The organism is Streptococcus suis (assembly GCF_046032535.1).
Lineage (GTDB): Bacteria > Bacillota > Bacilli > Lactobacillales > Streptococcaceae > Streptococcus > Streptococcus suis_AK.
Window position 1 is genome coordinate 22,259 of record NZ_JARQPL010000001.1, and the last position, 21,809, is coordinate 44,067.

24 protein-coding genes are annotated in these 21,809 nt (G+C 39.6%); 23 read left to right on the forward strand and 1 reads right to left on the reverse strand.

From position 1 onward, the window contains the following. The first annotated feature begins 16 nt into the window (after positions 1–16). From P7J58_RS00100 to P7J58_RS00210, 23 genes are all read left to right on the forward strand, one after another. Positions 17–469, forward strand: coding sequence for a cytidine deaminase family protein (locus P7J58_RS00100; RefSeq protein ID WP_024378435.1), 453 nt, complete (start codon positions 17–19; stop codon positions 467–469). Positions 470–672: 203 nt separating this feature from the next. Next, entirely contained in the window at positions 673–870 is a 198-nt protein-coding gene (locus tag P7J58_RS00105) for a hypothetical protein (RefSeq protein ID WP_029176220.1), read from the forward strand. A gap of 145 nt (positions 871–1,015) precedes the next feature. Beyond that, positions 1,016–1,570: a DUF3267 domain-containing protein gene (locus P7J58_RS00110; RefSeq protein ID WP_029176221.1), complete on the forward strand. Its 555-nt coding sequence runs from the start codon at positions 1,016–1,018 to the stop codon at positions 1,568–1,570. Between the two features lie 12 nt (positions 1,571–1,582). Continuing rightward, on the forward strand, positions 1,583–1,798 hold the full coding sequence (locus P7J58_RS00115; protein WP_004299042.1) for a helix-turn-helix transcriptional regulator: 216 nt from the start codon (positions 1,583–1,585) through the stop codon (positions 1,796–1,798). Continuing rightward, positions 1,795–2,553 carry a DUF3169 family protein gene (locus tag P7J58_RS00120; RefSeq protein WP_408555364.1) on the forward strand — a complete coding sequence of 253 codons (759 nt, stop codon included), beginning with the start codon at positions 1,795–1,797 and terminating at the stop codon, positions 2,551–2,553. Before P7J58_RS00115 ends, P7J58_RS00120 begins: the two co-directional genes overlap by 4 nt. A gap of 31 nt (positions 2,554–2,584) precedes the next feature. Further along, a complete protein-coding gene (locus tag P7J58_RS00125) occupies positions 2,585–3,094 on the forward strand; it encodes a DUF3278 domain-containing protein (protein WP_408555363.1) in 510 nt (169 codons plus the stop codon). A gap of 19 nt (positions 3,095–3,113) precedes the next feature. Continuing rightward, positions 3,114–3,299 (forward strand): hypothetical protein, encoded by a 186-nt coding sequence (locus tag P7J58_RS00130; protein WP_408555362.1) that lies wholly within the window; start codon positions 3,114–3,116, stop codon positions 3,297–3,299. Positions 3,300–3,324: 25 nt separating this feature from the next. Then, on the forward strand, positions 3,325–4,014 hold the full coding sequence (locus P7J58_RS00135; protein WP_408555361.1) for a lysostaphin resistance A-like protein: 690 nt from the start codon (positions 3,325–3,327) through the stop codon (positions 4,012–4,014). A gap of 9 nt (positions 4,015–4,023) precedes the next feature. Further along, complete coding sequence (locus P7J58_RS00140) at positions 4,024–4,341, forward strand: hypothetical protein (RefSeq protein ID WP_408555360.1); 318 nt, start codon at positions 4,024–4,026, stop codon at positions 4,339–4,341. 9 nt (positions 4,342–4,350) lie between these two features. Continuing rightward, entirely contained in the window at positions 4,351–5,025 is a 675-nt protein-coding gene (locus P7J58_RS00145) for a CPBP family intramembrane glutamic endopeptidase (protein WP_222812400.1), read from the forward strand. Between the two features lie 700 nt (positions 5,026–5,725). Then, positions 5,726–6,541: a gluconate 5-dehydrogenase gene (locus P7J58_RS00150; RefSeq protein WP_105135053.1), complete on the forward strand. Its 816-nt coding sequence runs from the start codon at positions 5,726–5,728 to the stop codon at positions 6,539–6,541. A 50-nt stretch (positions 6,542–6,591) separates the two neighbouring features. Then, on the forward strand, positions 6,592–7,233 hold the full coding sequence (locus P7J58_RS00155; protein ID WP_002936092.1) for an RpiB/LacA/LacB family sugar-phosphate isomerase: 642 nt from the start codon (positions 6,592–6,594) through the stop codon (positions 7,231–7,233). Between the two features lie 16 nt (positions 7,234–7,249). Beyond that, positions 7,250–8,251 carry a sugar kinase gene (locus tag P7J58_RS00160; protein ID WP_408555359.1) on the forward strand — a complete coding sequence of 334 codons (1,002 nt, stop codon included), beginning with the start codon at positions 7,250–7,252 and terminating at the stop codon, positions 8,249–8,251. 10 nt (positions 8,252–8,261) lie between these two features. After that, a complete protein-coding gene (locus P7J58_RS00165) occupies positions 8,262–8,903 on the forward strand; it encodes a bifunctional 4-hydroxy-2-oxoglutarate aldolase/2-dehydro-3-deoxy-phosphogluconate aldolase (protein ID WP_024399468.1) in 642 nt (213 codons plus the stop codon). 285 nt (positions 8,904–9,188) lie between these two features. Then, positions 9,189–9,623, forward strand: coding sequence for a PTS sugar transporter subunit IIA (locus P7J58_RS00170; RefSeq protein ID WP_408555358.1), 435 nt, complete (start codon positions 9,189–9,191; stop codon positions 9,621–9,623). Between the two features lie 11 nt (positions 9,624–9,634). After that, positions 9,635–10,825, forward strand: a complete 1,191-nt coding sequence (locus P7J58_RS00175; protein ID WP_024413068.1) for a glycoside hydrolase family 88 protein — start codon at positions 9,635–9,637, stop codon at positions 10,823–10,825. 9 nt (positions 10,826–10,834) lie between these two features. Continuing rightward, positions 10,835–11,326 carry a PTS sugar transporter subunit IIB gene (locus P7J58_RS00180; protein ID WP_002936080.1) on the forward strand — a complete coding sequence of 164 codons (492 nt, stop codon included), beginning with the start codon at positions 10,835–10,837 and terminating at the stop codon, positions 11,324–11,326. An 18-nt stretch (positions 11,327–11,344) separates the two neighbouring features. Continuing rightward, entirely contained in the window at positions 11,345–12,121 is a 777-nt protein-coding gene (locus P7J58_RS00185; RefSeq protein ID WP_002936077.1) for a PTS mannose/fructose/sorbose/N-acetylgalactosamine transporter subunit IIC, read from the forward strand. Beyond that, positions 12,108–12,923, forward strand: coding sequence for a PTS system mannose/fructose/sorbose family transporter subunit IID (locus tag P7J58_RS00190; RefSeq protein ID WP_002936073.1), 816 nt, complete (start codon positions 12,108–12,110; stop codon positions 12,921–12,923). Before P7J58_RS00185 ends, P7J58_RS00190 begins: the two co-directional genes overlap by 14 nt. A gap of 6 nt (positions 12,924–12,929) precedes the next feature. Next, a complete protein-coding gene (locus P7J58_RS00195) occupies positions 12,930–13,238 on the forward strand; it encodes a preprotein translocase subunit YajC (protein WP_024399466.1) in 309 nt (102 codons plus the stop codon). Positions 13,239–13,330: 92 nt separating this feature from the next. Beyond that, positions 13,331–16,846 (forward strand): hyaluronate lyase, encoded by a 3,516-nt coding sequence (gene hylA / locus P7J58_RS00200; protein WP_408555357.1) that lies wholly within the window; start codon positions 13,331–13,333, stop codon positions 16,844–16,846. Positions 16,847–17,102: 256 nt separating this feature from the next. Continuing rightward, on the forward strand, positions 17,103–19,079 hold the full coding sequence (locus tag P7J58_RS00205) for a heparinase II/III family protein (protein ID WP_408555356.1): 1,977 nt from the start codon (positions 17,103–17,105) through the stop codon (positions 19,077–19,079). A 94-nt stretch (positions 19,080–19,173) separates the two neighbouring features. Next, the gene (locus P7J58_RS00210) at positions 19,174–20,175 is read left to right on the forward strand and encodes a LacI family DNA-binding transcriptional regulator (RefSeq protein WP_029188556.1); all 1,002 of its coding nucleotides are present in this window, start codon (positions 19,174–19,176) and stop codon (positions 20,173–20,175) included. Between the two features lie 265 nt (positions 20,176–20,440). Here the strand turns inward: P7J58_RS00210 and nrdF are convergent, their stop codons facing one another. Beyond that, on the reverse strand, positions 20,441–21,400 hold the full coding sequence (nrdF, locus tag P7J58_RS00215; RefSeq protein WP_205026213.1) for a class 1b ribonucleoside-diphosphate reductase subunit beta: 960 nt from the start codon (positions 21,398–21,400) through the stop codon (positions 20,441–20,443). Between the last annotated feature and the right edge of the window lie 409 nt (positions 21,401–21,809).

Consider the following 21,809-nt stretch of genomic DNA (forward strand, 5'->3'; position numbering starts at 1 on the left):
GGAATGAGGAATAATAATGGAACATGTAAGTGATATTTGGCAAGAGTTGTATGATCAGGCAAAAGTCCACTATGCTCCGCATTATGTTTCGCCTTTTATTTATTCAAACCATGTTGTTGCTGCAATTGAGGCAGAAGATGGGCAAATTTACACCGGTTATTGCTTTGAGGCAACAGCAGGTGTATTTCATCTTTGTGCAGAGAGAGCAGCTGCCTTTAATATGTTTCAGGATAGTGGGCAGACGACGATAAAACGCATTATTGCTTTTCGAGATCAAGCTCCCTTTGGAGAAGGTTCAGGAATGCCTTGCGGAGCTTGTCGTGAATTTTTGATGCAACTGTCGGCTGAGAATGCACAGACAGAAATCATGGTTGATTTTGACAAACGAGAAACCATCACATTAGGCGAACTCATGCCTTACTGGTGGGGTGAAGAAAGAATGCAAGCTGGTGTGGATCACTTGGAATAACAAATGAACTCTTTTATCCTTTGGGTAGAAGAGTTTTTTGTATGGCATTCTAGTCAATTTGACAACATTCATAAACTTTTTGACAAAAATTATTATTTTTTTGACAAAGATACTTGTCAAAAAGAAAAAGAAGTGTTACAATGATATCAAGATAAAAATCAAAAGGATTCATCTAATACGATGAACAGATAAGGAGTCACCAAATGAAACAACCCTTTATGATTACAGGAACAACCGTTGCGCGTGCAGTCGAAATAGGGTCCATTCTATTATTGGCTTACATTCTTCTTTCTGATTTGCTGGGATGGAGCGATATGGATACAGCTCTAATAACTACTCTAATTGCTTCAATTGCTTGTATCGAAGCAAGTTTACAAATGGAGAAAAAAGTAAATAAGTAGAAGGAGATAGACCATGAAACGACACATTTCAGCAGATATGGCAGCGATTATGATTGCAGGAGCCTGTATTGTCGGATTATTTATTGGAGTTGCTCTAGGACTATATAGTTTGGTCTAGGTTGCAGAAAATAGAAGGAGAAGAAAAATGGAAGCGAAAAAGAAATTATATGAAGTAGATGTTAGAAGCGATAAAAAGTTGGCAACAAGGTTGTATGTAACTACAGTTTTATTAGTGTTTCCGTTCTTTTGGCTATTTGGATTCATAGCTTCTAAAGTTGAGTTTCAAAATGTTATGAATGAGATGCAATTCATTGAAGCACTATTTGTTTTTTTAATGCTTGTTATCATTCATGAATGGATTCATGGACTGTTTTTTAAAATTTTTTGTCCCAAAAATCCTGTCAAATACGGGTTTAAATGGAAAACAGGGATGGCTTATGCAATCAGTCCCAACTCCCTTTATAATCGTTTCCAAACAGTTGTAATTGCCCTTGCCCCCTTCGTTCTGATTAGTTTGGGGTTGACAGCATCTGCAATGTTTGGTTGGCTTGACAAAGGGGCTTATCAGATTCTAGCAACCATGCATTCAGCAGCTTGTATTGGGGATTTCTATTATACCTACTTACTGATGGCAAAATTCAAAGAGGTGGCGGTAGAAGTAGCTGTAACAGAAAAGAGCTTGATTATCTACCAAGCCTAGAAAGGAAAATTTATGGAATATGTCTTAAAAAATCGGCTCAAGGAGTTGCGGGCACGGGATAGCCTCAATCAGACTGAGTTGGCAAAATTAGCAGAAGTTTCGCGACAGACCATTAGCTTGATTGAGCGGGGAGAATATACGCCCTCGGTGGTCATTGCCATGCGAATTGCTCAAATTTTTAACGAAAATGTGGAAAATGTTTTTCAATTAGTGGAGGTAGAAGAATGAAACAGGGGAAACAATTAACGACAAAACAAAGATGGATGAGGAATCTTACCTATTTGTTTTTAGGAGCAATTTTCGGTGCATTTTATGGATTTTTTGGAGTATTGATTTCTAAGTTTGGATTACCGCCTTTTGTCAATCTAGATAACTTTCTATTTTGTTTGCGTATCGTTACTTTTGTCATTTTCGCTGGAACCGTATATTTTATTCTTAAGGCTAACCAAACTCATAAACTTTACCATTCTATTTCAGATGAGGATGAAGAACGTGTTGATGAGACATATATGAAAATGTTTCGTAACCTAGAATACGCGAACATATCTTTCAATGTTGCTGCGTCATTGACTCTTTTAAATTTAGGATTAGGTTTTGGAGTTACCTTCTTAGAAAAGGGGGCACTCATGTACGGGTCAATATTTGATGCAGTTTTCTATGTCATTCTTCTCATTTCTCAGATTTTTATCATGAAATTAACTCAGAAAATTCGTGAATATAAGCTTTCTGCTTTTGCTACGGTAAAAGAAATGAAGGACTTTGCTGAGGCGATGGACGAAGGTGAGAAACAAGCAAACTACGAAATGAGTTTCCAAATCGTCTTCACCTTGAACCAAATTGTGTTACCAGGTTTGTATCTATTCCTATTTGTACTCAGTATGCTATTGCAGGAACGACAAATTACAGCCTTTCTTGTAGTTGCATTTTTACATATTTACATCAATGTCATGCAGGTTCGCATGGTTCGTCGTTACTTCAAATAAGAATGTTATGAAAGAGTTTTAGGTGATAGTTATGAAAAAGGATAATCTACACATTCGAGCAATTCGTTATTTCTACGATATTGTTGGTGAATTAGACGAGGTGTCTTATGCGGCCTTGACGAATTTCGGCAACAATATGTATATGCTCTTTATGACAGTGACACTGGTGAGCTTCCTAGTTAGCTTTGCGCTGGGAGAAGATGTTATGGGAATCAGCCTCTTCTTGACATTGGTATATTCTCAATTTAAACAGGACGCCATTATCAAACAGTTGGGTCTAGATAAATTGGTGGTTGCCAAGGCTGATGTGAAATTGGCTCGGAAGAAAATGATGAAACGAACTCTGTTTCAAGCCCTACAGATTGCCGTTTTGAGTTTGCTGGTTAGTATTGGCCTCTGGCAGTTACAAATTCCACAGGAAAGTGGAACATCTGCAGCGGAGTATTTCCAGTTTGTTACTCCCATGACAGTTGTTCTTCTGACCCTGGTGGGATTCCTTAGTTTCTATATTGTTAACCGTAAGAAAATCAAACTTTTTTAGTTTAGATGGAGGTTAGCACATGAAAGTGTTTATGAAAATTTATCTTGTCCTAATAATCGGCCTTGGTCTCTACGCAGTTGGCTATATTTTCGGAGAGTGGCTGGCTACTGGTCAAATTGATGTGTCAACCCTGAATATCCTCTTGCCGATGGTTTTGGGCTTGCCTGCTCTGCTATTGATCGAAAAAGAAAGTAATGAAAACTGACTTAGTGTATGTGAAGGAGATTGCTATGAATAGACTTGGAAGTGTCAAAGATTGGAATGTAGTTAAAAATTGGAAATTTCTCTTTGTGGGACTGGCTGTCGTTGCACTAAATGTATTGACCCAGATGGCTGTGTTTACCCTACCAAATTTTGATGGGACTAACCTACTGATTGCTGCAGCGCTCATATTGCTTGCTGTATTGCTTGGTCTTATCTTGACTGGTAAATTAGGTCTGTGGAAAGGTGAGCAGAAGTGGGGGATGGGTGCGAATGTTGGTTTTATAGTCCTCGCCTTTATCGTTATGTTTGGTCTGAAAATAATCGGTGGGCAATTGATTATGCTGGAAGAGGGATACGGTCAGACGACTGCCAATCAGGAAATTATCAACAATTCAGGCTTGCCAACCTTAGTTTTATTTCTCTTTGCAGTTTTCTTTGCTCCAGTTTTGGAGGAACTGCTTTTCAGAGGGATTCTTATGGGGAAAGTCTTTGGTAAGGATTCGATTGTGGGATTATTGCTATCGAGTTTTCTGTTTGGACTTATTCACAATCCGACCAATATCGGATCTTGGGTTGTCTACGGAGGTATGGGCCTGGTCCTTGGACTTGCCTTTCGTATTTCTGGCAAATATACCAATGCACTTATTCTACACAGTCTGAATAATCTTCTCGGATTTTTGTTGATGTTACTGATGCAGAGTCTGGGCTTGATATAGGAGGATAGGATGGAATTATTTTTATGGATTCTAGTAGGATTTCTATTTTTCAATTCTCTATTAGATAGGAAAAAAGTGAAGCAATTGCAAGCTAGGGTAAAAAAATTGCAGAAAACTACAAAAGGAGAAAATCAGATGTCAGTTTTATTGAAAGAATTGGTCGGAAGTAAAGCCAAAATCCGCTTTGATGAGGAATTTTCTATCACTTATGAATACACCATTTTGGCAGTTGATGAGGAATGGGTTAAAATTTCTCGTGAATTAGCGAATGGGGAGCTTGAAACCAAGTTGGTACGAGTCGATAATATTGTTGACTTGAGCTTTTAGGGAGGGATTATGTTGAAATTTATCAAACACGCTGCATTACTATTTCTATACTTTGTTGCCTATCAAATTGCTTCAGGTTTTCTCATGGTAGGACCAACCTTACAAACGATTCCTGACATTCCTGCCCAGTTGATTGATAGTACAATTTGGATTTGTGCGATAATTGGTCTTGTTCTCTCCATTGCGCTCATCATTCTGTTATGGAAGTATATCTATCCACGTCATTCTGTTGACTATCGTGTGACAGCTTCATGGTTCCATAAGATTCAATGGCCGATATTACTCTATATTGCATTTTTTATCTTCCAATTTATTGTACCAGTTCCAGAAAGTGAAAACCAAAAGCTTGTAATCGAATTCGTATCAGCTTATCCCTTGATTGCATTTAGCTCAGTAGTGGTTTTTGCTCCAATTTTAGAAGAATTGATCTTCCGTGGATTTTTAGCGACCTATTTCTTCCCTAAAATAGCAGATATGAAGGCTGTGGGAATATTTCTAGTTGTAACGGGGTCTTTATTTAGTCTAGTCCATATGCCGGCAACCCTTCCCCAATTTTTGATTTATTTCACGATGGGACTCAATCTTGGTTGGCTCTATCTGATCAAACGTGATATTCGTTATCCGATTGCGCTACATATGCTCAACAACGGTATTTCTTATTTGATGATTGTATTTTTGGTATAGTCATTTAGTTTGCTTTTAGTACTCGCTTCAAAGGTTCGGGATCCTTTGAAGGCTGGAGATAGGGCGAAACAAGTTCGCCTCAATAGCTACAGGTTGCTAAAACAGCCTAAAATCTGTTCTAGGTTGGAAATAGGGAAACGACGTTTCCTCGCTCGTCGAAGTAATCAAAGATAAACTGATATGACTATATAAAATGAATTACAGAATATATGATTGAGATAGATGGTACCTTGTTGCACGTTGCAATAGGGTATTTTTTATTTAGAGTAGTAAACACAGGGTAAAAATGTTAGTGTTTGAGTTCCTGTTAACATCTCGGAGGAGTGGTTGATTTTTCGAATATTCTGGAGATTGTTTGAGGTGGGAAATTGGTAGTGAGGGAGTTTGTCGTATCACTTCCCGCTCCCATTTTGTATGGTTTACTTTCGTGAATGTAGTATAGCCAATTTTGGATAGTATATGAATAATGACATGTAAAATGTTTACTAATGATTGATAAAATCGAAGAAGAAAATCATATTTGTGCTAAGTATATTTTATTGCTTGGGGAATGAAGATACTCGAATTTTATAAGATTATATCAAGATTCGTTTTGAAAGTATTTAAAATAAATGATAAAAATCGTTGACAAAACCGGTTTACTATATTACAATACAATTTGTAAACGCTTTACAAAATAAAATACAAGGGAGTTACGAATATGAATCAGCAATTTTCATTGGATCAATTTTCTCTGAGAGGAAAAATTGCATTGGTAACAGGAGCATCGTATGGGATTGGCTTTGCGATTGCATCAGCCTATGCCAAAGCAGGGGCGACAATTGTTTTTAATGATATTAATCAAGAGTTGGTTGATAGGGGAATGGCAGCCTATAGGGCAGCAGGTATTAATGCGCATGGCTATGTTTGCGATGTAACTGATGAGGATGGAATACAGGCTATGGTTGCTCAAATTGAATCAGAAGTTGGAGTTATTGACATTCTAGTGAATAATGCTGGTATTATTCGTAGGGTTCCAATGATTGAAATGACAGCAGCTCAATTTCGTCAAGTTATTGATATTGACCTAAATGCTCCGTTTATTGTTTCTAAAGCGGTTATTCCATCTATGATTAAAAAGGGACATGGGAAAATTATCAATATTTGTTCCATGATGAGTGAGTTAGGACGAGAAACAGTGTCTGCTTATGCAGCGGCTAAAGGTGGGCTTAAGATGTTGACGAAGAATATTGCTTCGGAATACGGTGAAGCCAATATACAATGTAACGGCATTGGTCCTGGGTATATTGCAACTCCACAAACAGCTCCGTTACGTGAACTCCAGAAGGATGGTTCTCGTCATCCATTTGATCAATTTATTATCGCGAAGACCCCTGCAGCTCGTTGGGGTGAAGCTGAGGATTTGATGGGTCCAGCAGTCTTTTTAGCAAGTGATGCTAGTAATTTTGTGAATGGGCACATTCTTTATGTTGATGGAGGAATTCTAGCTTACATTGGTAAACAGCCGGAAGCGTAATAAACGAATTAACAAATTTAACAAATTTTGATATAAGAAGGGAAAAAACGATGAAAATTGCACTTATTAATGAAAATAGTCAGGCGGCTAAAAATAGTCTTATTTTTGAAACATTGAAGTCAGTAACAGATGCTAAAGGGTATCATGTTTTTAACTATGGAATGTATGGTAAAGAGGGAGAAAGTCAGTTGACTTATGTACAAAATGGTCTGCTGGCTTCAATCCTTCTAGTTAGTAAGGCAGCGGATTTTGTTATTACAGGTTGTGGCACGGGGGTAGGTGCCATGTTGGCGGCTAATAGTTTTCCAGGGGTAGTTTGTGGCTTCGCGGTAGATCCGACGGATGCATACCTCTTTTCACAGATAAATGGAGGAAATGCTTTGTCTCTGCCATTTGCAAAGGGATTCGGTTGGGGAGCTGAATTAAATCTCAAATTACTTTTTGAGCGACTGTTTGCAGAGGAAATGGGGGGCGGTTATCCCCGTGAACGCGTTATTCCAGAACAACGAAATGCCCGTATTTTGAATGAAATGAAAGCAGTCACCTATAAAGACTTACTGACAGTACTTCAAGAAATTGATCAAGATTTTTTGAAAGAAACTATTTCAGGTGAACATTTCCAAGAATATTTCTTTGCCAACTGTCAGGACGAGTCAATTGCAGCATATTTAAAAACAGTATTAGAAAGTTAAAGAGTGAGGGGCGGTTATGAAGAAGGTATTACTGATTGGTGAACCTTTAATTCGCATTACACCAACAAACTATCAAGAATTGACAGATGGTGTAGAAAGTCGTGTGTTTTTTGGAGGTTCAGAAATCAATGTCGCTTGTAATCTTCAAGGATTTGGATGTGAAACCAAGCTTTTGACCGCACTACCACAAGGCTCTCTAGGTGATAGATTTTTAGATTTCTTAGATGGGAAAGGGATTGATACTTCCAGTGTTCAACGTAAGGGGGAACGTGTGGGAGTATACTACATGGAAGCAGGATTTGGTTGCCGTTCTAGTCAAGTCTACTATGATCGGGGGCAGTCTAGTTTGGAAGCTATTCAAGTCGATTATTTTGATATGGATCAATTGTTTTTAGAGGTTGGGTTGGTTCACTTTAGTGGTATCACCGTGGCCATTGGTTCAGCTGTTAGGGCATGGCTTGTTCAAGTATTAAAAGAAGCAAAGCGTCGTAAAATTCCGATTTCGATGGATCTTAATTGGCGTTCTAAGATGATTGGATTAAGAGATGCAAAAAAAGTGTTCTCGCAATTTGCGACCTATGCAGACTATTGTTTTGGTCTGGAACCTATTATGGCTAATGAAAAAGATTGGGAATTATTTGAAAGAGATACGGCTACTGTCCATACAATAAGAGAACGGATGCAAACTTTAAAGGAAGCCTATAAGTTCCAAGCAATCTTCCATACGCTTAGGCAGACAGATGAACTAGGCAGAAATTTATATAAGGCTTACGGATTAGCTGATGAATTTTGTTGCTCTCAAGAATTGAAAACTCAGGTGTTACAACGTGTTGGCAGTGGTGATGCGTTTGTTGCTGGGGCATTATATAAATTGTTAGAGAGGACGTCGTTAAAGGCGATTTTAGATTTTGCTGTTGCTAGTGGAACTTATAAATGCAGCATAGAAGGGGATCACATGCGGCAATCTCTTAGCAAAGTTGAGTCTTTATTAGAGGGGAAAAATGACATTATACGATAAAGGAGAAAAAATGAGTCCATCACAAATTATTTCAAAATTGAAGGAGCAAGGGCTTGTTGTAGTCGTTAGAGGAGATGACAAAGAAGTCGGATTTAAGACGGCACAGGCCTGTATTGCAGGAGGAATTACAGCTATAGAGGTTGCTTATACAAATCCTGATGCGAATATGATTATTACAGAACTTAGTCGATGCCATAAAGATGATGTTTCTGTTTTAATTGGGGCTGGAACGGTTCTAGATTCTGTAACGGCACGGCAAGCCATTATGGCAGGAGCAAGTTATATTGTTTCACCATCTTTTAATATAGAAGTTGCAAAAATCTGTCATCTTTATGCAGTGCCATATCTTCCGGGCTGTATGACTTTAACGGAGATTACAAATGCTTTGGAAGCAGGCTGTGAAATGGTTAAACTGTTTCCTGGTAGTGTTTTGGGGACAAACTATATTACTGCAATCAAAGGACCATTACCGCATGTTTCAATCATGGTAACCGGTGGAGTAAAGCTTAATAATGTTTCAGAATGGTTTAACGCTGGTGCAACTGTTCTTGGTATTGGTGGGGAATTTAATCAATTAGCTACTAAAGGAGAGTTCGGCACAATTCAAGAATTAGCGTCCTCTTATACAAGTGTTAGAGATAAGATGAAGTAGTTTATTTCAAAATAAGGACTGTATTTTAACGTTTTCACTTTCTCCTGCCTCCAACGGGATTGAATGTGGGAGAAAGTGAGATGTTACAGGGGAAATTTTGAACGGAAACATGGAGAGATTTGGTGCTCCTGTTTATGAAAAGAGGGAGCTGGAGAATATTTTTTTAATAAAAGTCCAACAAAATATAAAACGCTTACATTTTTTTATAAAATCTATTGACAAGTGGTTGTCAATAGTCTACAATACAAAGTGTAGGTAAACCGGTAAAGTTAAAAGGAGAGAATTATGATTAAAGTGATTGTCGTTGCTCATGGACAGTTTGCTAGTGGGATTCTTACTTCACTAAATTTAATTGCAGGAGAGGTGGAGAATATTGAGGCAATTGATTTTAGTGAAGGAATGTCGGCGCAAGAACTAAAAGCACGCATCAAAGCAGCTATATTAGGCGAAAGAGAAGTTTTGATTTTAACTGATTTACTAGGAGGTACACCTTTTAAAGTTAGTGTAGAATTAGCAACAGAACAGAAAGAGCAGAATGTTGTCGTTCTTTCAGGTTTAAATCTTGCGATGATTTTGGAAGCGAATTTTTCACGGTTAACAGATGATTTAGAACAATTGGTTGGTAAATTGATTACCACTTCTAAAGATGGAATCGTTGATTCTGTCAGTCTGTTAGCAGAGGATAACCATGATGAAGAGTTATTTGAAGATGGTATATGAGGGAGAGATGTATGATTAAGGACGTTTTGATTGAGTCGATTGCTAAAAAAAGAGAGTTTGAAAATTCCACTCTATTGAGTAAGAAAGAAGTTGAGGCTGCAATAGAATTGGCGATTCAACAACTTGTTATCAATTGTGAATATTTTGGTGAGTCGTTCCCAACTCCGGCCACATTTGATAACCATTATCCAAAGATGGATAATACAGAGTGGACAAATGGTTTTTGGACGGGTGCGCTTTGGTTAGGACATGAGTATTCTTTGAATAACAAAATGAAAGCGCTGGCAAAAAAGAATACGACATCTTTCTTGGAACGTGTCAAACAAAGAATTGAATTGGATCATCATGATTTGGGATTCCTGTATTCACCATCAACGGTAGCTGATTATAAATTGACAGGTAGTAAAGAGGCTTTAGAAGCTTCGCTCTTGGCTGCTGATAAATTAATGGAGCGCTATCAAGAAAAGGGAGGTTTTATTCAGGCCTGGGGGCAACTTGGTAAAGCAGAAGATTATCGACTGATTATTGATTGTTTGCTGAATTTACAATTACTTTTCTTTGCTTATGAGGAGACAGGTGAGCAGAAATATTATGATGTAGCTCTTAGTCATTTCTACGCTTCTGTTAATACAGTTATTCGAGATGATGCTTCAACATTCCATACCTATTACTTTGACCCTGAAACAGGAAAACCGCTCAAAGGGGTTACTCGACAAGGATTTAGTGATGACTCTTCCTGGGCGCGTGGTCAATCTTGGGGTATTTACGGTATTCCGTTAGCTTACCGTAAAATTAAAGATCCCGCATGTTTAAATTTGTTTAAAGGAGTAACCAACTACTTTCTTAATCGTTTGCCAGAGGATAACGTTTCCTATTGGGATTTAATTTTTAATGATGGTAGTGGTCACGCTCGTGATTCTTCTGCGACAGCAATAGCGGTTTGTGGTATTCACGAGATGCTTAAATATTTGCCAGAAGTTGATGAGGACAAGGAAACTTATAAATACGCTATGCACACGATGCTACGGTCCTTGATTGATAACTATGCTAATCGTGAGTTAGCTCCAGGTCGCCCATTGCTTTTACATGGGGTCTACTCTTGGCATTCAGGAAAAGGTGTCAATGAAGGAAATACTTGGGGCGATTATTATTACTTAGAAGCTTTGCTTCGTTTTTATAAAGATTGGGAATTATATTGGTAGGAGGTTAAAATGGCAACACCAAATATTGTAATGGCTCGTATTGATGAGCGACTAATTCATGGACAGGGACAACTATGGGTTAAATCCTTAGGTTGTAATACTGTCATCGTGGCAAATGATAAGGTTAGTGAGGATAAGATTCAGCAGACATTAATGAAAACGGTTATTCCTGATTCAGTAGCTATGCGTTTCTTCTCTTTGCAGAAAGTGATTGATGTGATTCATAAGGCTAATCCTGCTCAAACTATTTTCTTAGTTATTAAAGATTTGCAAGATGCACTAACTTTGGTTAAAGGTGGAGTACCAATCACAGAATTAAATATTGGAAATATTCATAATGCGCCTGGAAAAACGCAAGTAACACGGTCTATCTTTTTTGGTTCAGAAGATAAGGCTATAGTGAGAGAGTTGAACGATGTTTATAAGATTCGCTTCAACACAAAGACAACGCCTTCTGGTAATGATGGGGCAGTTGAAGTTAATATATTGGATTATATTTAAAAAATAAGGAGAATTATCATGACGATCAGTCTAATTCAAGCAGCTCTTATTGGTCTGTGGACAGCTTTCTGTTTTAGCGGTCTATTATTGGGGCTTTACACAAACCGATGTATCGTGCTTTCTTTTGGGGTCGGAATCATTTTAGGAGATCTACCAACGGCTTTAGCTATGGGTGCTATCAGTGAGCTGGCATACATGGGATTTGGTGTTGGTGCTGGGGGGACCGTTCCTCCAAATCCAATCGGACCTGGTATTTTTGGTACTTTGATGGCTATTACAAGTGCTGGAAAAGTAACACCAGAAGCAGCTTTAGCACTTTCAACACCTATTGCGGTAGGTATTCAATTCTTACAAACTTCAGCATATACTCTACATGCGGGTGCTCCAGAATCAGCTATCAAACATCTTCGTGCAGGAAACCTTTCTAAATTTAAACGTGTTGCAAATGGTACAGTGATTACTTTCGCCTTTTTAGGATTTGCTCTCGGTTTCTTGGGTGCCTATTCAATGGATACTCTTTTGAAATTGGTTGAAATGATTCCGCCAGTATTATTAACCGGATTGAGTGTAGCAGGTAAGATGCTTCCAGCTATCGGTTTTGCAATGATTTTGTCTGTAATGGCTAAGAAAGAATTGATCCCATTTGTGTTGCTCGGCTATGTTTGTGCAGCCTATCTACAACTGCCTGTAATTGGTATCGCAATTGTCGGTAGTATCTTTGCACTTAAAGAATTCTTTAATAAACCAGAACAAGTGGCAGTGAAACAGGAGGAAGCACACGATGACTGGATCTAAACTAACTAAAAAAGATTATCTCAACACATCTCTACGGGCCTTCTTCTTGCAGAATGGTTTCAATTACAGTAATTATCAAGGGATTGGCTATGCAAATGTCATGTATCCAGCTTTTAAGAAGCATTTTGGTGACGACAAAGAAGGATTAACTAAAGCTTTAGAAGAAAACTGTGAGTTTTACAATACCAATCCACATTTTCTTCCATTCATTACTAGTCTTCATTTGGTCATGTTAGAAAATGATCTCCCAGAAGAAGAGACTCGTGGGATTAAGATGGCACTGATGGGGCCGTTGGCAGGAATTGGTGACTCACTTTCACAATTTGTATTAGCTCCCCTTTTATCTACGATTGCTGCCTCTCTAGCAGGTCAAGGACTGGTTATGGGACCGATTCTTTTCTTCCTTGGAATGAACATTATCTTGACCTCTATCAAGTTATTGACTGGATTGTATGGCTATAAATTTGGTACCAGCGTGATTGATAAATTGAGTGACCAAATGGCAACAATTTCTAAGGTAGCCAATATCATCGGTGTGACAGTTATCTCTGGTTTAGCAGTAACCTTTGTAAAAATTTCGGTGCCAATTACCTTTGCGGCGGGTGAATTAACAGAAGGAGCAGATCAGAAAATTGTAACCATCCAGGGAATGTTAGACAAGATTGCCCCTGCATTGCTTCCTGCCTTGTTTACGATTTTAGTTTATTATCTCATCAAGAACAAGAAATGGACTACCTATAAATTGGTTATCTTGACAGTTATCATCGGTATTTTGGGTAGCTGGCTAGGCATCCTTGCATAAGCAATTATGGATCAACAAACACTCTACTATGCACTAATTATTTTAGTAGCTCTATCGACCATACTTCCTGTACTTACGTCTTATGTCAATCGTAAACGACAACAAAAAGCTCTTGAGGAGCAACTGGAAAAACGCCAACGCTACTTATCAACCTTACAGGCTGGAGATGAGGTTATCCTCTTCTCTGGACTGCATGGTAAAATTATCAAACTAACAGATAGCTTGGTAGAACTACAGATTGCAAAAGGCATTATTGTTTACGTTGAAAAAGAGTCGATTATGGGAAAAGCCAAAGAACTACTTTTTACGAAGTAGTTCTTCTTTCTTTAAGAGAGAAAAGCGATTGCGAAATAAAAAATGTTGTAGTAACATTGTTTTACACTGTATAAAAAGGAAAGGAAATACCAATGGGGATTTTTACCAGTCAAACGAAGCGATATTATAGCATTCGTAAATATAAAATTGGAGTTTGTTCAGCTCTTATTGCGCTGTCTATATTGGGAACAAGGGTTGCAGCCAATCAGTTGCCAAGTACAGAAACAGCTAGTCCACAAACTAGTCAGTTAGTGGAAACAACTTCAGAAGCGACAGAAGTAGCTAATCATACGACAGAACCAGTAACGACAAGTGAGGTCAGCTCTGAAGCTAGTCCTGTTACGTCAACAGAAAGCCAGCCTTCAAGCACCGCTGTAGAAACTGTTGCCAGTCCGCAAGCTGTTCAGGCGACAAAAGAAGAGAAGAACCTAGTAGCCAATGGGGAGTTCATCAGTACAACGGCACCATCAGGAAACTGGAAAGAATCGGCTGCTACAGACTGGGAAACGTGGATTCCGAATGATATTAAAAAAGAAAATGGAGCTGTTTCTATTGATGATGGGAAACTTCATATTTCTTCAACAAATACTTACCGAGTGGCAGTGCACCAAACAGTGGATGTAGATCCTAGCAAGCGCTACCTCTTTAGCTATGATGTCGAAACCAAGGATCTGAAGGGAAGCGGTGTTCGTGTTCGCTTGCGCAGTTTGACTGCAGAAGGCAAGGATTTGAGCCCGCAAGAATTTACTTTCACAAATTTTGTGGCTGGTACACAACAAAGAAAGGTGGAGAAGGAGTTAACAGTTTCTCCCGAAACTCGTAAATTGAAGGTGGAGCTGTTTTTTGAGAATGGTATAGGCCAAGCCTGGCTGGATAACATCTCGCTGGTAGAATATGCTGAAAAAACACCAGAAACACCAGAGCCAAGCCCAGAACTTGTCCAACCTGAAACAGGGGAAATTACCCTTGCTAGCAATAAGGTTTACCTGCCTGTTCGCCCAGACCTGACCTATCGTATTGCAGATGCGACTGTGGCCACTGTGGAGAAAAATATGATTCGTCCGCTTGTGGCTGGAAAAACTCAGGTAGATATTTATGATAAAGACACCAAACTATCTAGTTTCGAGCTGACAGTTACGAAGCATCAAGCAACAGTCTTTGATACCTTAAGGAACAACTGGGAAGATATTTCTTTAGCCAATAAACGCTACCAATCTAATGATACTCAGATGAAAGCCTTTCTAGGGCGTTTAGATGCCGGCGTAGCTTCTTCTCTTAAAAAATGGGTTGAACCAACAGAGCAGGGCAAAACGATTTTCAACGATATTGACTTTAGTAAATCCAGCCACCTGACAACGGTCTATCGCCGCTTGGAGCAGATGGCTCAAGTAGTTGAGAATCCAGACTCAGCCTATTACCACGACCGCTCACTTATCGATTTGGTCAGAAAAGGAATGAACTGGCTTTACACCAATGTTTATAATGAAAATAAGTCAATTGATGGGAATTGGTGGGATTATGAAATTGGGACTCCACGTGCAGTTGTCAATACACTAATCTACATGTATCCCTACTTTAGTCAAGAGGAGATTATAACCTATACCAAACCGATTTCGAAATTTGTACCAGATCCAACCACTATCCGTAAAACATTGACCAATCCAGTCCCAGCAGTTGGTGGTAATCAGACGGATTTGAGCAAGGTGGCCATCTTGGAAGGAGCTCTTCGCGAAGATGCTGACCGTGTGAGGGCTGGTGCGCAAGGTTTGACAACGATTATGAAATTTGTAGATAAGGGAGAGGGCTTCTACAAGGACGGCTCCTTTATCGACCACACCAATGTTGCCTACACAGGAGCGTACGGGAATGTCCTTATTGAAGGTTTTTCACAGTTACTACCGGTTATTCAGCCAACGGAGTTTGCCCTCAAGGAAGAACAGACCAACATTCTTTATGAATGGATTGAAAAAGCCTTTATGCCAATATTGGTTCGCGGTGAATTGATGGATATGACCCGCGGTCGTTCCATCAGTCGGGCAACTGGTGAATCACATGTTCAGGCCATGGAGATTTTAAGGTCTTTGGTCCGTATTGCAGAATCGGCTCAGCCTGAGCAAAAAACCAAACTTCTCTCCTTTGTTAAGGCGCAGCTGACCTCTGATACCTTCTATGACAGCTACCGCAGCCTCAAATCCTATAAGGATATTGATTTGGTCAACAAGCTTTTAACTGATAATCAAATCCCTGCTGAAGTGGATAAAGATTATATTGCAGCCTTCAACAATATGGATAAGTTTGTTTATCGAAGTGCTCAAGAAGGCTTTACCTTTGCTTTGTCCATGTACTCTTCTAGAACTCAAAACTATGAAGATATGAACAATGAAAACCGCAAGGGTTGGTATACAGCAGATGGTATGTTTTACCTCTACAATGATGATTTGAGTCATTACAGTAACCACTACTGGGCAACAGTTGACCCGTATCGCTTACCGGGAACGACAACGACCAAGGACAAACGAGAAGACGGCAGTGGCGAGGTAACTCTTGCAAGTGACTTTGTTGGAGCAAGCCAGTTAGGCAACCGCTTGGCGACGATTGCAATGGATTTCAATAACTGGAACAATAGTCTGACTGCTCGTAAGGCTTGGATTGTTCTGGGAAATAAGATTGTTTTCCTAGGTACTGATATACAGCATCAATCTGCTCAAGGCGCCGTGACAACGATTGAAAATCGTAAACTCTTGACCGGAGAAAAATATAGCTATTACATAAATGGCCAGCCAGTTGATTTGTCCAAAGAAGTAGTGACAGATAAGACTCAATCCTTTTACATGACCAATGGCAAGGACAATCAGTCCATAGGCTATGTCTTCTTGAACCAATTGCCGACTCATGCCAAGTTAGATCAGCGAACCGGCAAATGGAGCGACATCAACCACAACCAGTCCAAAGAAGAAGTGAGCAATTCCTTTGTTAGCCTATGGCATGAACATGCACAAACATCAAGTAACTATGCTTATGTCCTTGTTCCAAACCAATCTATGGAAAAAGTAAATCAGGCAGCTGCTAGTGTGAAATTGCTTCATCAAGACAGGGATTTGCAAGTGGTATACGACCAAGAACAGAATGTCTGGAGCGTTGTGAAATACACGGATACAGCCTACAAGCTGACAGATGATATTACCTTAACAGATGCCGGTTTGTATACCATTCAGAAAGTCGAAGGTGGCTATCGCATCGCCTTTTACAATCCGTCTACCCGAACCGTAAAGAATGGCATTGAGTTGACAAAGGCAGGTTCCAGTCTGACTGTTGAGATGGAGCCAACGGCGGCTTATCCATCCACTGTCTGGAAGGTTACTATGCCAGAAGGTTCTGATAAACAAACTGGAAGTGTCGAAAAAACAGAAAAAGAAGAAAAACAACTCAAGGAAAACCAACCAAGTCCAGAGGTGAAACAAGTGGTTCATCATGCCGCTGAAAAAACAAAGCCGAGTAAGCCCCGTCTGCCCCAGACAGGAGAAGAAGCAAGTCTAGGTCTTGGTTTCTTAGGTTTGCTAACCTTGGGGGCAGTGGTGGATTTCAAGTGTCGCAGATCGCACTCCTAAATGAAATTCGTGGGTGAAGGGGGAGCGTGAAAGAACTCGACGGATAAAAAAGTTCGTCAACAAGTCTTTATTTCTAGTTGTTGAGCTGAAACAGTCTATCCCCAGACTGTTTCACTCCCACCCCCGCATAGTTGATTAGATCAGATTCGGAGTATGAAATACGAATTGCTGAGATTTGTTTTGGAACTCCTATCTCCAACCTTTAACAGTCCACTGAACTGTTAAAGCCGAACAATCACTGCGCTGAGATGTTGATATGAACTTTGAGGAGTGGATCTGGGCTTTGCCCAGCCTCTCTTCTTTTGGAGAAGCAATAGAGAAAGGACTTGTTATGCAAACAATATTCGAAAAAATAGTAGCTAATCAGTCAGCAGAGTCGGTCAAAACCTATATTCTCAATCAACAAGATGCAGCTTATAAAGAGCTTCTCCTTTCCTGTCAAAATTTATTAAATGATATTTTTATCTTTGAAGACAATTGGGATATGGAACCTTGTTCAGTCGGGTATCATCTTGCTCCTCTTGACTGGACAGCCGACTGCCATAGGGATGAGGAATGGACCTTTATGCTCAATCGGCAGGAATACTTGTGGAAATTAGTTTTGGCCTATCTGGTTGAAAAAGATTCGCGCTACATGGAGCAGGTTAAACGGTTTATCTTTAGTTGGATAGAACAAGTGACAGATTGGTATCCTAAAAGAACGAGCAGTCGCACCTTAGATACAGCTATCCGTTGTTTAAGCTGGCTCAATATTCTCCCATTTTTAATTGATTGGGGCGGACTAAGTGAAGCTGAGCGTAGCCAACTGTTAGTATCCATTCAAAAACAATTATTTTATCTTCACAGTCATTACCGTGCCAAAGATACGTTGAGTAATTGGGGAATTTTCCAGACTGGCGCAATGCTCTTGGCCCATGCTTATATCGGCGATCAGGTGGATTTAGTAGAGCTTCACCATTTTGCTCGTCAGGAAATCGAAGAGCAAATTCAAACTCAGATATTGGAAGATGGAACTCAGTTTGAGCAGTCTTTTCTCTACCATGTGGAAGTTTATAAACTCTTGCTAAGACTAGCTTTCAGCTTGCCAGATTATCGAAAACAGTGGACACCTATTTTGAAAAAGATGGCAGACTATGTCTTACAGATGACGGGACCAGATGGTAAAAGTGTGGCTCTTGGCGATAGCGATGTTCATTGTACTTCTGACATCTTACAGATGACTGCGATTTTCTTTGAAGATGGCACCTACCTAGTAGATAATTCCAAGCTAGATTTAGGCGTTCTCTTCTTGGTCGGAGAAAATGGCTTGCGCATATTTGAACACTTGACCGCTCAACTCAGCTTGTCAGGGGGACAACATTTTTCTGAATCAGGTCACAGTATTGTCAAAGAAGTGGACAGCTATTTATGTTTCAAGGCCGGTCCCATGGGAAGTGCCCACAGCCACTCTGACCAAAATAGCTTGTGTTTTTACCATAAAGGACAACCAATCGTAATTGACAGCGGTCGTTTCAGCTACCGTGAATGCGAGGAGCGCTACTTGCTTAAAAGTGCTTGGGCTCACAGTACTTGTATCCTTGATGACAATGCTCCAGAGCAGATAAAGGGTTCATGGGAATATGACACATATCCTCAGTTTATTAGTCACAGTTATAAGGGTTTTGACCGCTGTCATTGGATGCAGGGCATTTATCAGGCTCAGACCAGCCAAGGCTTGCCTTACTGGCATAAACGACAGCTCCTTATGGTTGGAGGCGATTTATTGCTGATAGTGGATAGCGTTGATTGCTCAGGCCAGCATGAGTTGACCAGTCAATTGATTTTAGATGAAAAGGTCAAGATTGGAGAAGAGCAGTTAAATGATCTTCGGCTATATAGTCAAAAGGATTTTGAAATCCAGAAAACCGTGCGTTCTCCCCGATACAACCAACTAGTAGAGACCAATAAACTGGTCAAAAAAGAGAGTTTTCGAGATCGATTAGTTACATTTACTCTATTAGCAGATGAAACAATTCGTGTCAAGCAATTGCCAGTTTACCAAACAGACTATCATTTGATAGAAAGTGGTTTGGCTTTTAGCTGTCAAGGAAAGGGACTGAATATTCTGTTAGTGGTTTCTGATAATGATATATATAAGGGAGAGAAATTACTTCAAGTGGCTGGTTATAAGTTGAGAGGTAAGTGCTTAGTAGTGGATAGGGATAAGAGAAAAGTTGTCCGACTCAAAAATTAGAAGGGACAGAAAAATACAGTCATTTCTGTGCAAAATAACTGATAAAGTACGGATAGTATGATAGAATAAAGTAATTAAAGGAGGTATCGGTAAGGTGTCAGAGAAGTTTACCATCAAAGATATTGCAGAACTGGCTCAGACTTCAAAAACAACAGTTTCCTTTTACTTAAATGGTAAATATGAAAAGATGTCCAAAGAGACACGCGAAAGAATTGAGAGAGTCATTCGCGAAACAGACTATAAACCCAGCGTTGTTGCGCGGAGCCTAAATTCAAAAAATACTAAGTTGATTGGAGTATTGATTGGAGATATTACAAATACATTTTCCAATCAAATTGTCAAAGGTATAGAAGAAGAAGCGCATAAGAGTGGCTATCAAGTTATCATCGGAAACAGCAATTACAATCAAGAAAGCGAAGATAAGTATATTGAGAGCATGCTGATGTTGGGTGTAGATGGTTTTATTATTCAGCCGACATCGCATTTTAGAAAATATTCGCGCATTATTGAGGATAAGAAAAAGCATATGGTTTTCTTTGACAGTCAACTTTACGAACATCGTACCAGTTGGATTAAGACAAATAATTACGATGCTGTCTATGATGCAACTCAACTATGTGTAGAAAATGGCTATCAAAAATTTATTCTTATTACAGCTGACATTAGTCGCTTAAGTACACGGATTGAACGAGCTACAGGGTTTATGGATGCTTTGTTAGATTGTAAACAAAGTTATCAAGATTTAACAATTGCAGATGAAAATACGGACATAGAGGAAATTAAACGTTTTCTTCAAGGGGTGGTAAATCCTCAGGAAAAGACCCTAGTGTTCGTTCCGAATTGCTGGGCGTTACCTTTAGTTTTTAATGCTATGAAAGAACTTAAATATGACTTTCCTCAGGTTGGTCTTTTGGGGTTTGACAATACTGAATGGACAAATTTTTCATCCCCTACTATCTCTACCATTGTTCAACCCGCCTTTGAAGAAGGGTGTCAAGCAACAAGGATGCTGATCAATCAGATTGAGGGTGGAAACCAAGTGGAACGACAACAGGTTTTAGATTGCACAGTTCATTGGAAAGAATCTACATTCTAAGTTAAGTTAAATTTTACTTCTTAGGAAGAGGAGCAGAACGAAGTAGGATATTCGGATTGAGAGCTCACTGAAATCCTCCTTGACTCGCCTAATATATACAAAAAAATAGGAATTTTCCCTTAACTGGTGGGAGAATTCCTATTTTTATACCAATCTTCTTAAGATGGTATATCAATATTATGAATTATGATAGCGATATCATACATATGATTTAAAACTCAACAGATTTCTAAACCAGAAAAATAGAAATGATATTTTTCCAGATCTACAACCCATATAAATAATCATCATCTGTCATAGCTTCTACTTCACCAAGAAGATAGCCGTTACCAACTTGGGAGAAGAAGTCGTGGTTAGATGTACCGGTTGAGATACCGTTCATGATGATTGGGTTGACATCATCTGCTGAATCTGGGAAGAGTGGATCCTGACCCAAGTTCATGAGGGCCTTGTTGGCATTGTAACGAAGGAAGGTCAAGACTTCCTCAGTCCATCCAACTGCATCGTAGAGGGAGCGTGTGTAGCCCTCTTCGTTTTCATAGAGTTGGTAGAGCAGGTCGTACATCCAGTCACGGAGTTTGTCCTGCTCCTCTTCTGGCAATTCATTGAAACCAAGTTGGAACTTGTAGCCGATGTAGGTACCGTGCACAGACTCGTCACGGATGATCAGCTTGATGATTTCCGCAACGTTGGCCAGCTTGTTGTTACCAAGGTAGTAGAGTGGCGTGAAGAAACCAGAGTAGAAGAGGAAGGTTTCTAGGAAAACGCTGGCTACTTTCTTTTCAAGCGGTGTACCTGTTTCGTAGATTTCGTTGATAATCTTTGCCTTGCGCTGCAAGTATTCGTTGCTATTGGTCCACTCAAAAATTTCCTCAATCTCAGACTTGGTGTTCAAGGTTGAGAAGATAGAAGAGTAAGACTTGGCATGGACTGACTCCATGAATTGGATGTTGTTGTAAACAGCTTCTTCATGAGGAGTACGAATGTCATTGCGGAGTGCTTGGACCCCTGTTTCAGATTGAAGGGTATCCAAGAGGGTCAATCCACCGAAGACCTTACCAACCAAGTCTTTTTCTTGGGCAGTCAGTTTACGCCAGTCATCCAAGTCGTTTGACAAGGGAATCCGCGTATCGAGCCAGAATTGCTCGGTCAATTTTTCCCAAGTTGACTTGTCGATCACATCCTCAATGGCGTTCCAGTTTATGGCTTTGTAGTAGGTTTCCATCATATTCTCTTTCTTTTTCTTATACTTCAAATATTATATCACAAATAGATAGTAGCCTGTAAAAAAATCCCCTAAAAGGGATTTTTAATCGAGCGCTCATTAGTTGCTTCACATCATGAACGACAGTGTCGTAAGGTAGTCAGTACCGTTCATTCATTTGATGCTTTAGCATCAATGTCTTACGACACGTAGAAACTGAAGACGATATTTCTTCAGTTTCGAAGTTAGTAAGGTAGCTAGCCAATCCGCTCATAGCGGTTGGCGTAGATTAGCTAGTTGATTTATCAACAGCTAAACTTGCTACGTCGAAATCGAGTTCGGGCTAAGGACTTGGCAAAAAAGATAAATCCCTTTGAGATGCAAGACATCTCTGCGGTATTTCCTATTTTTGCTGTGTCCTTTTGACGCC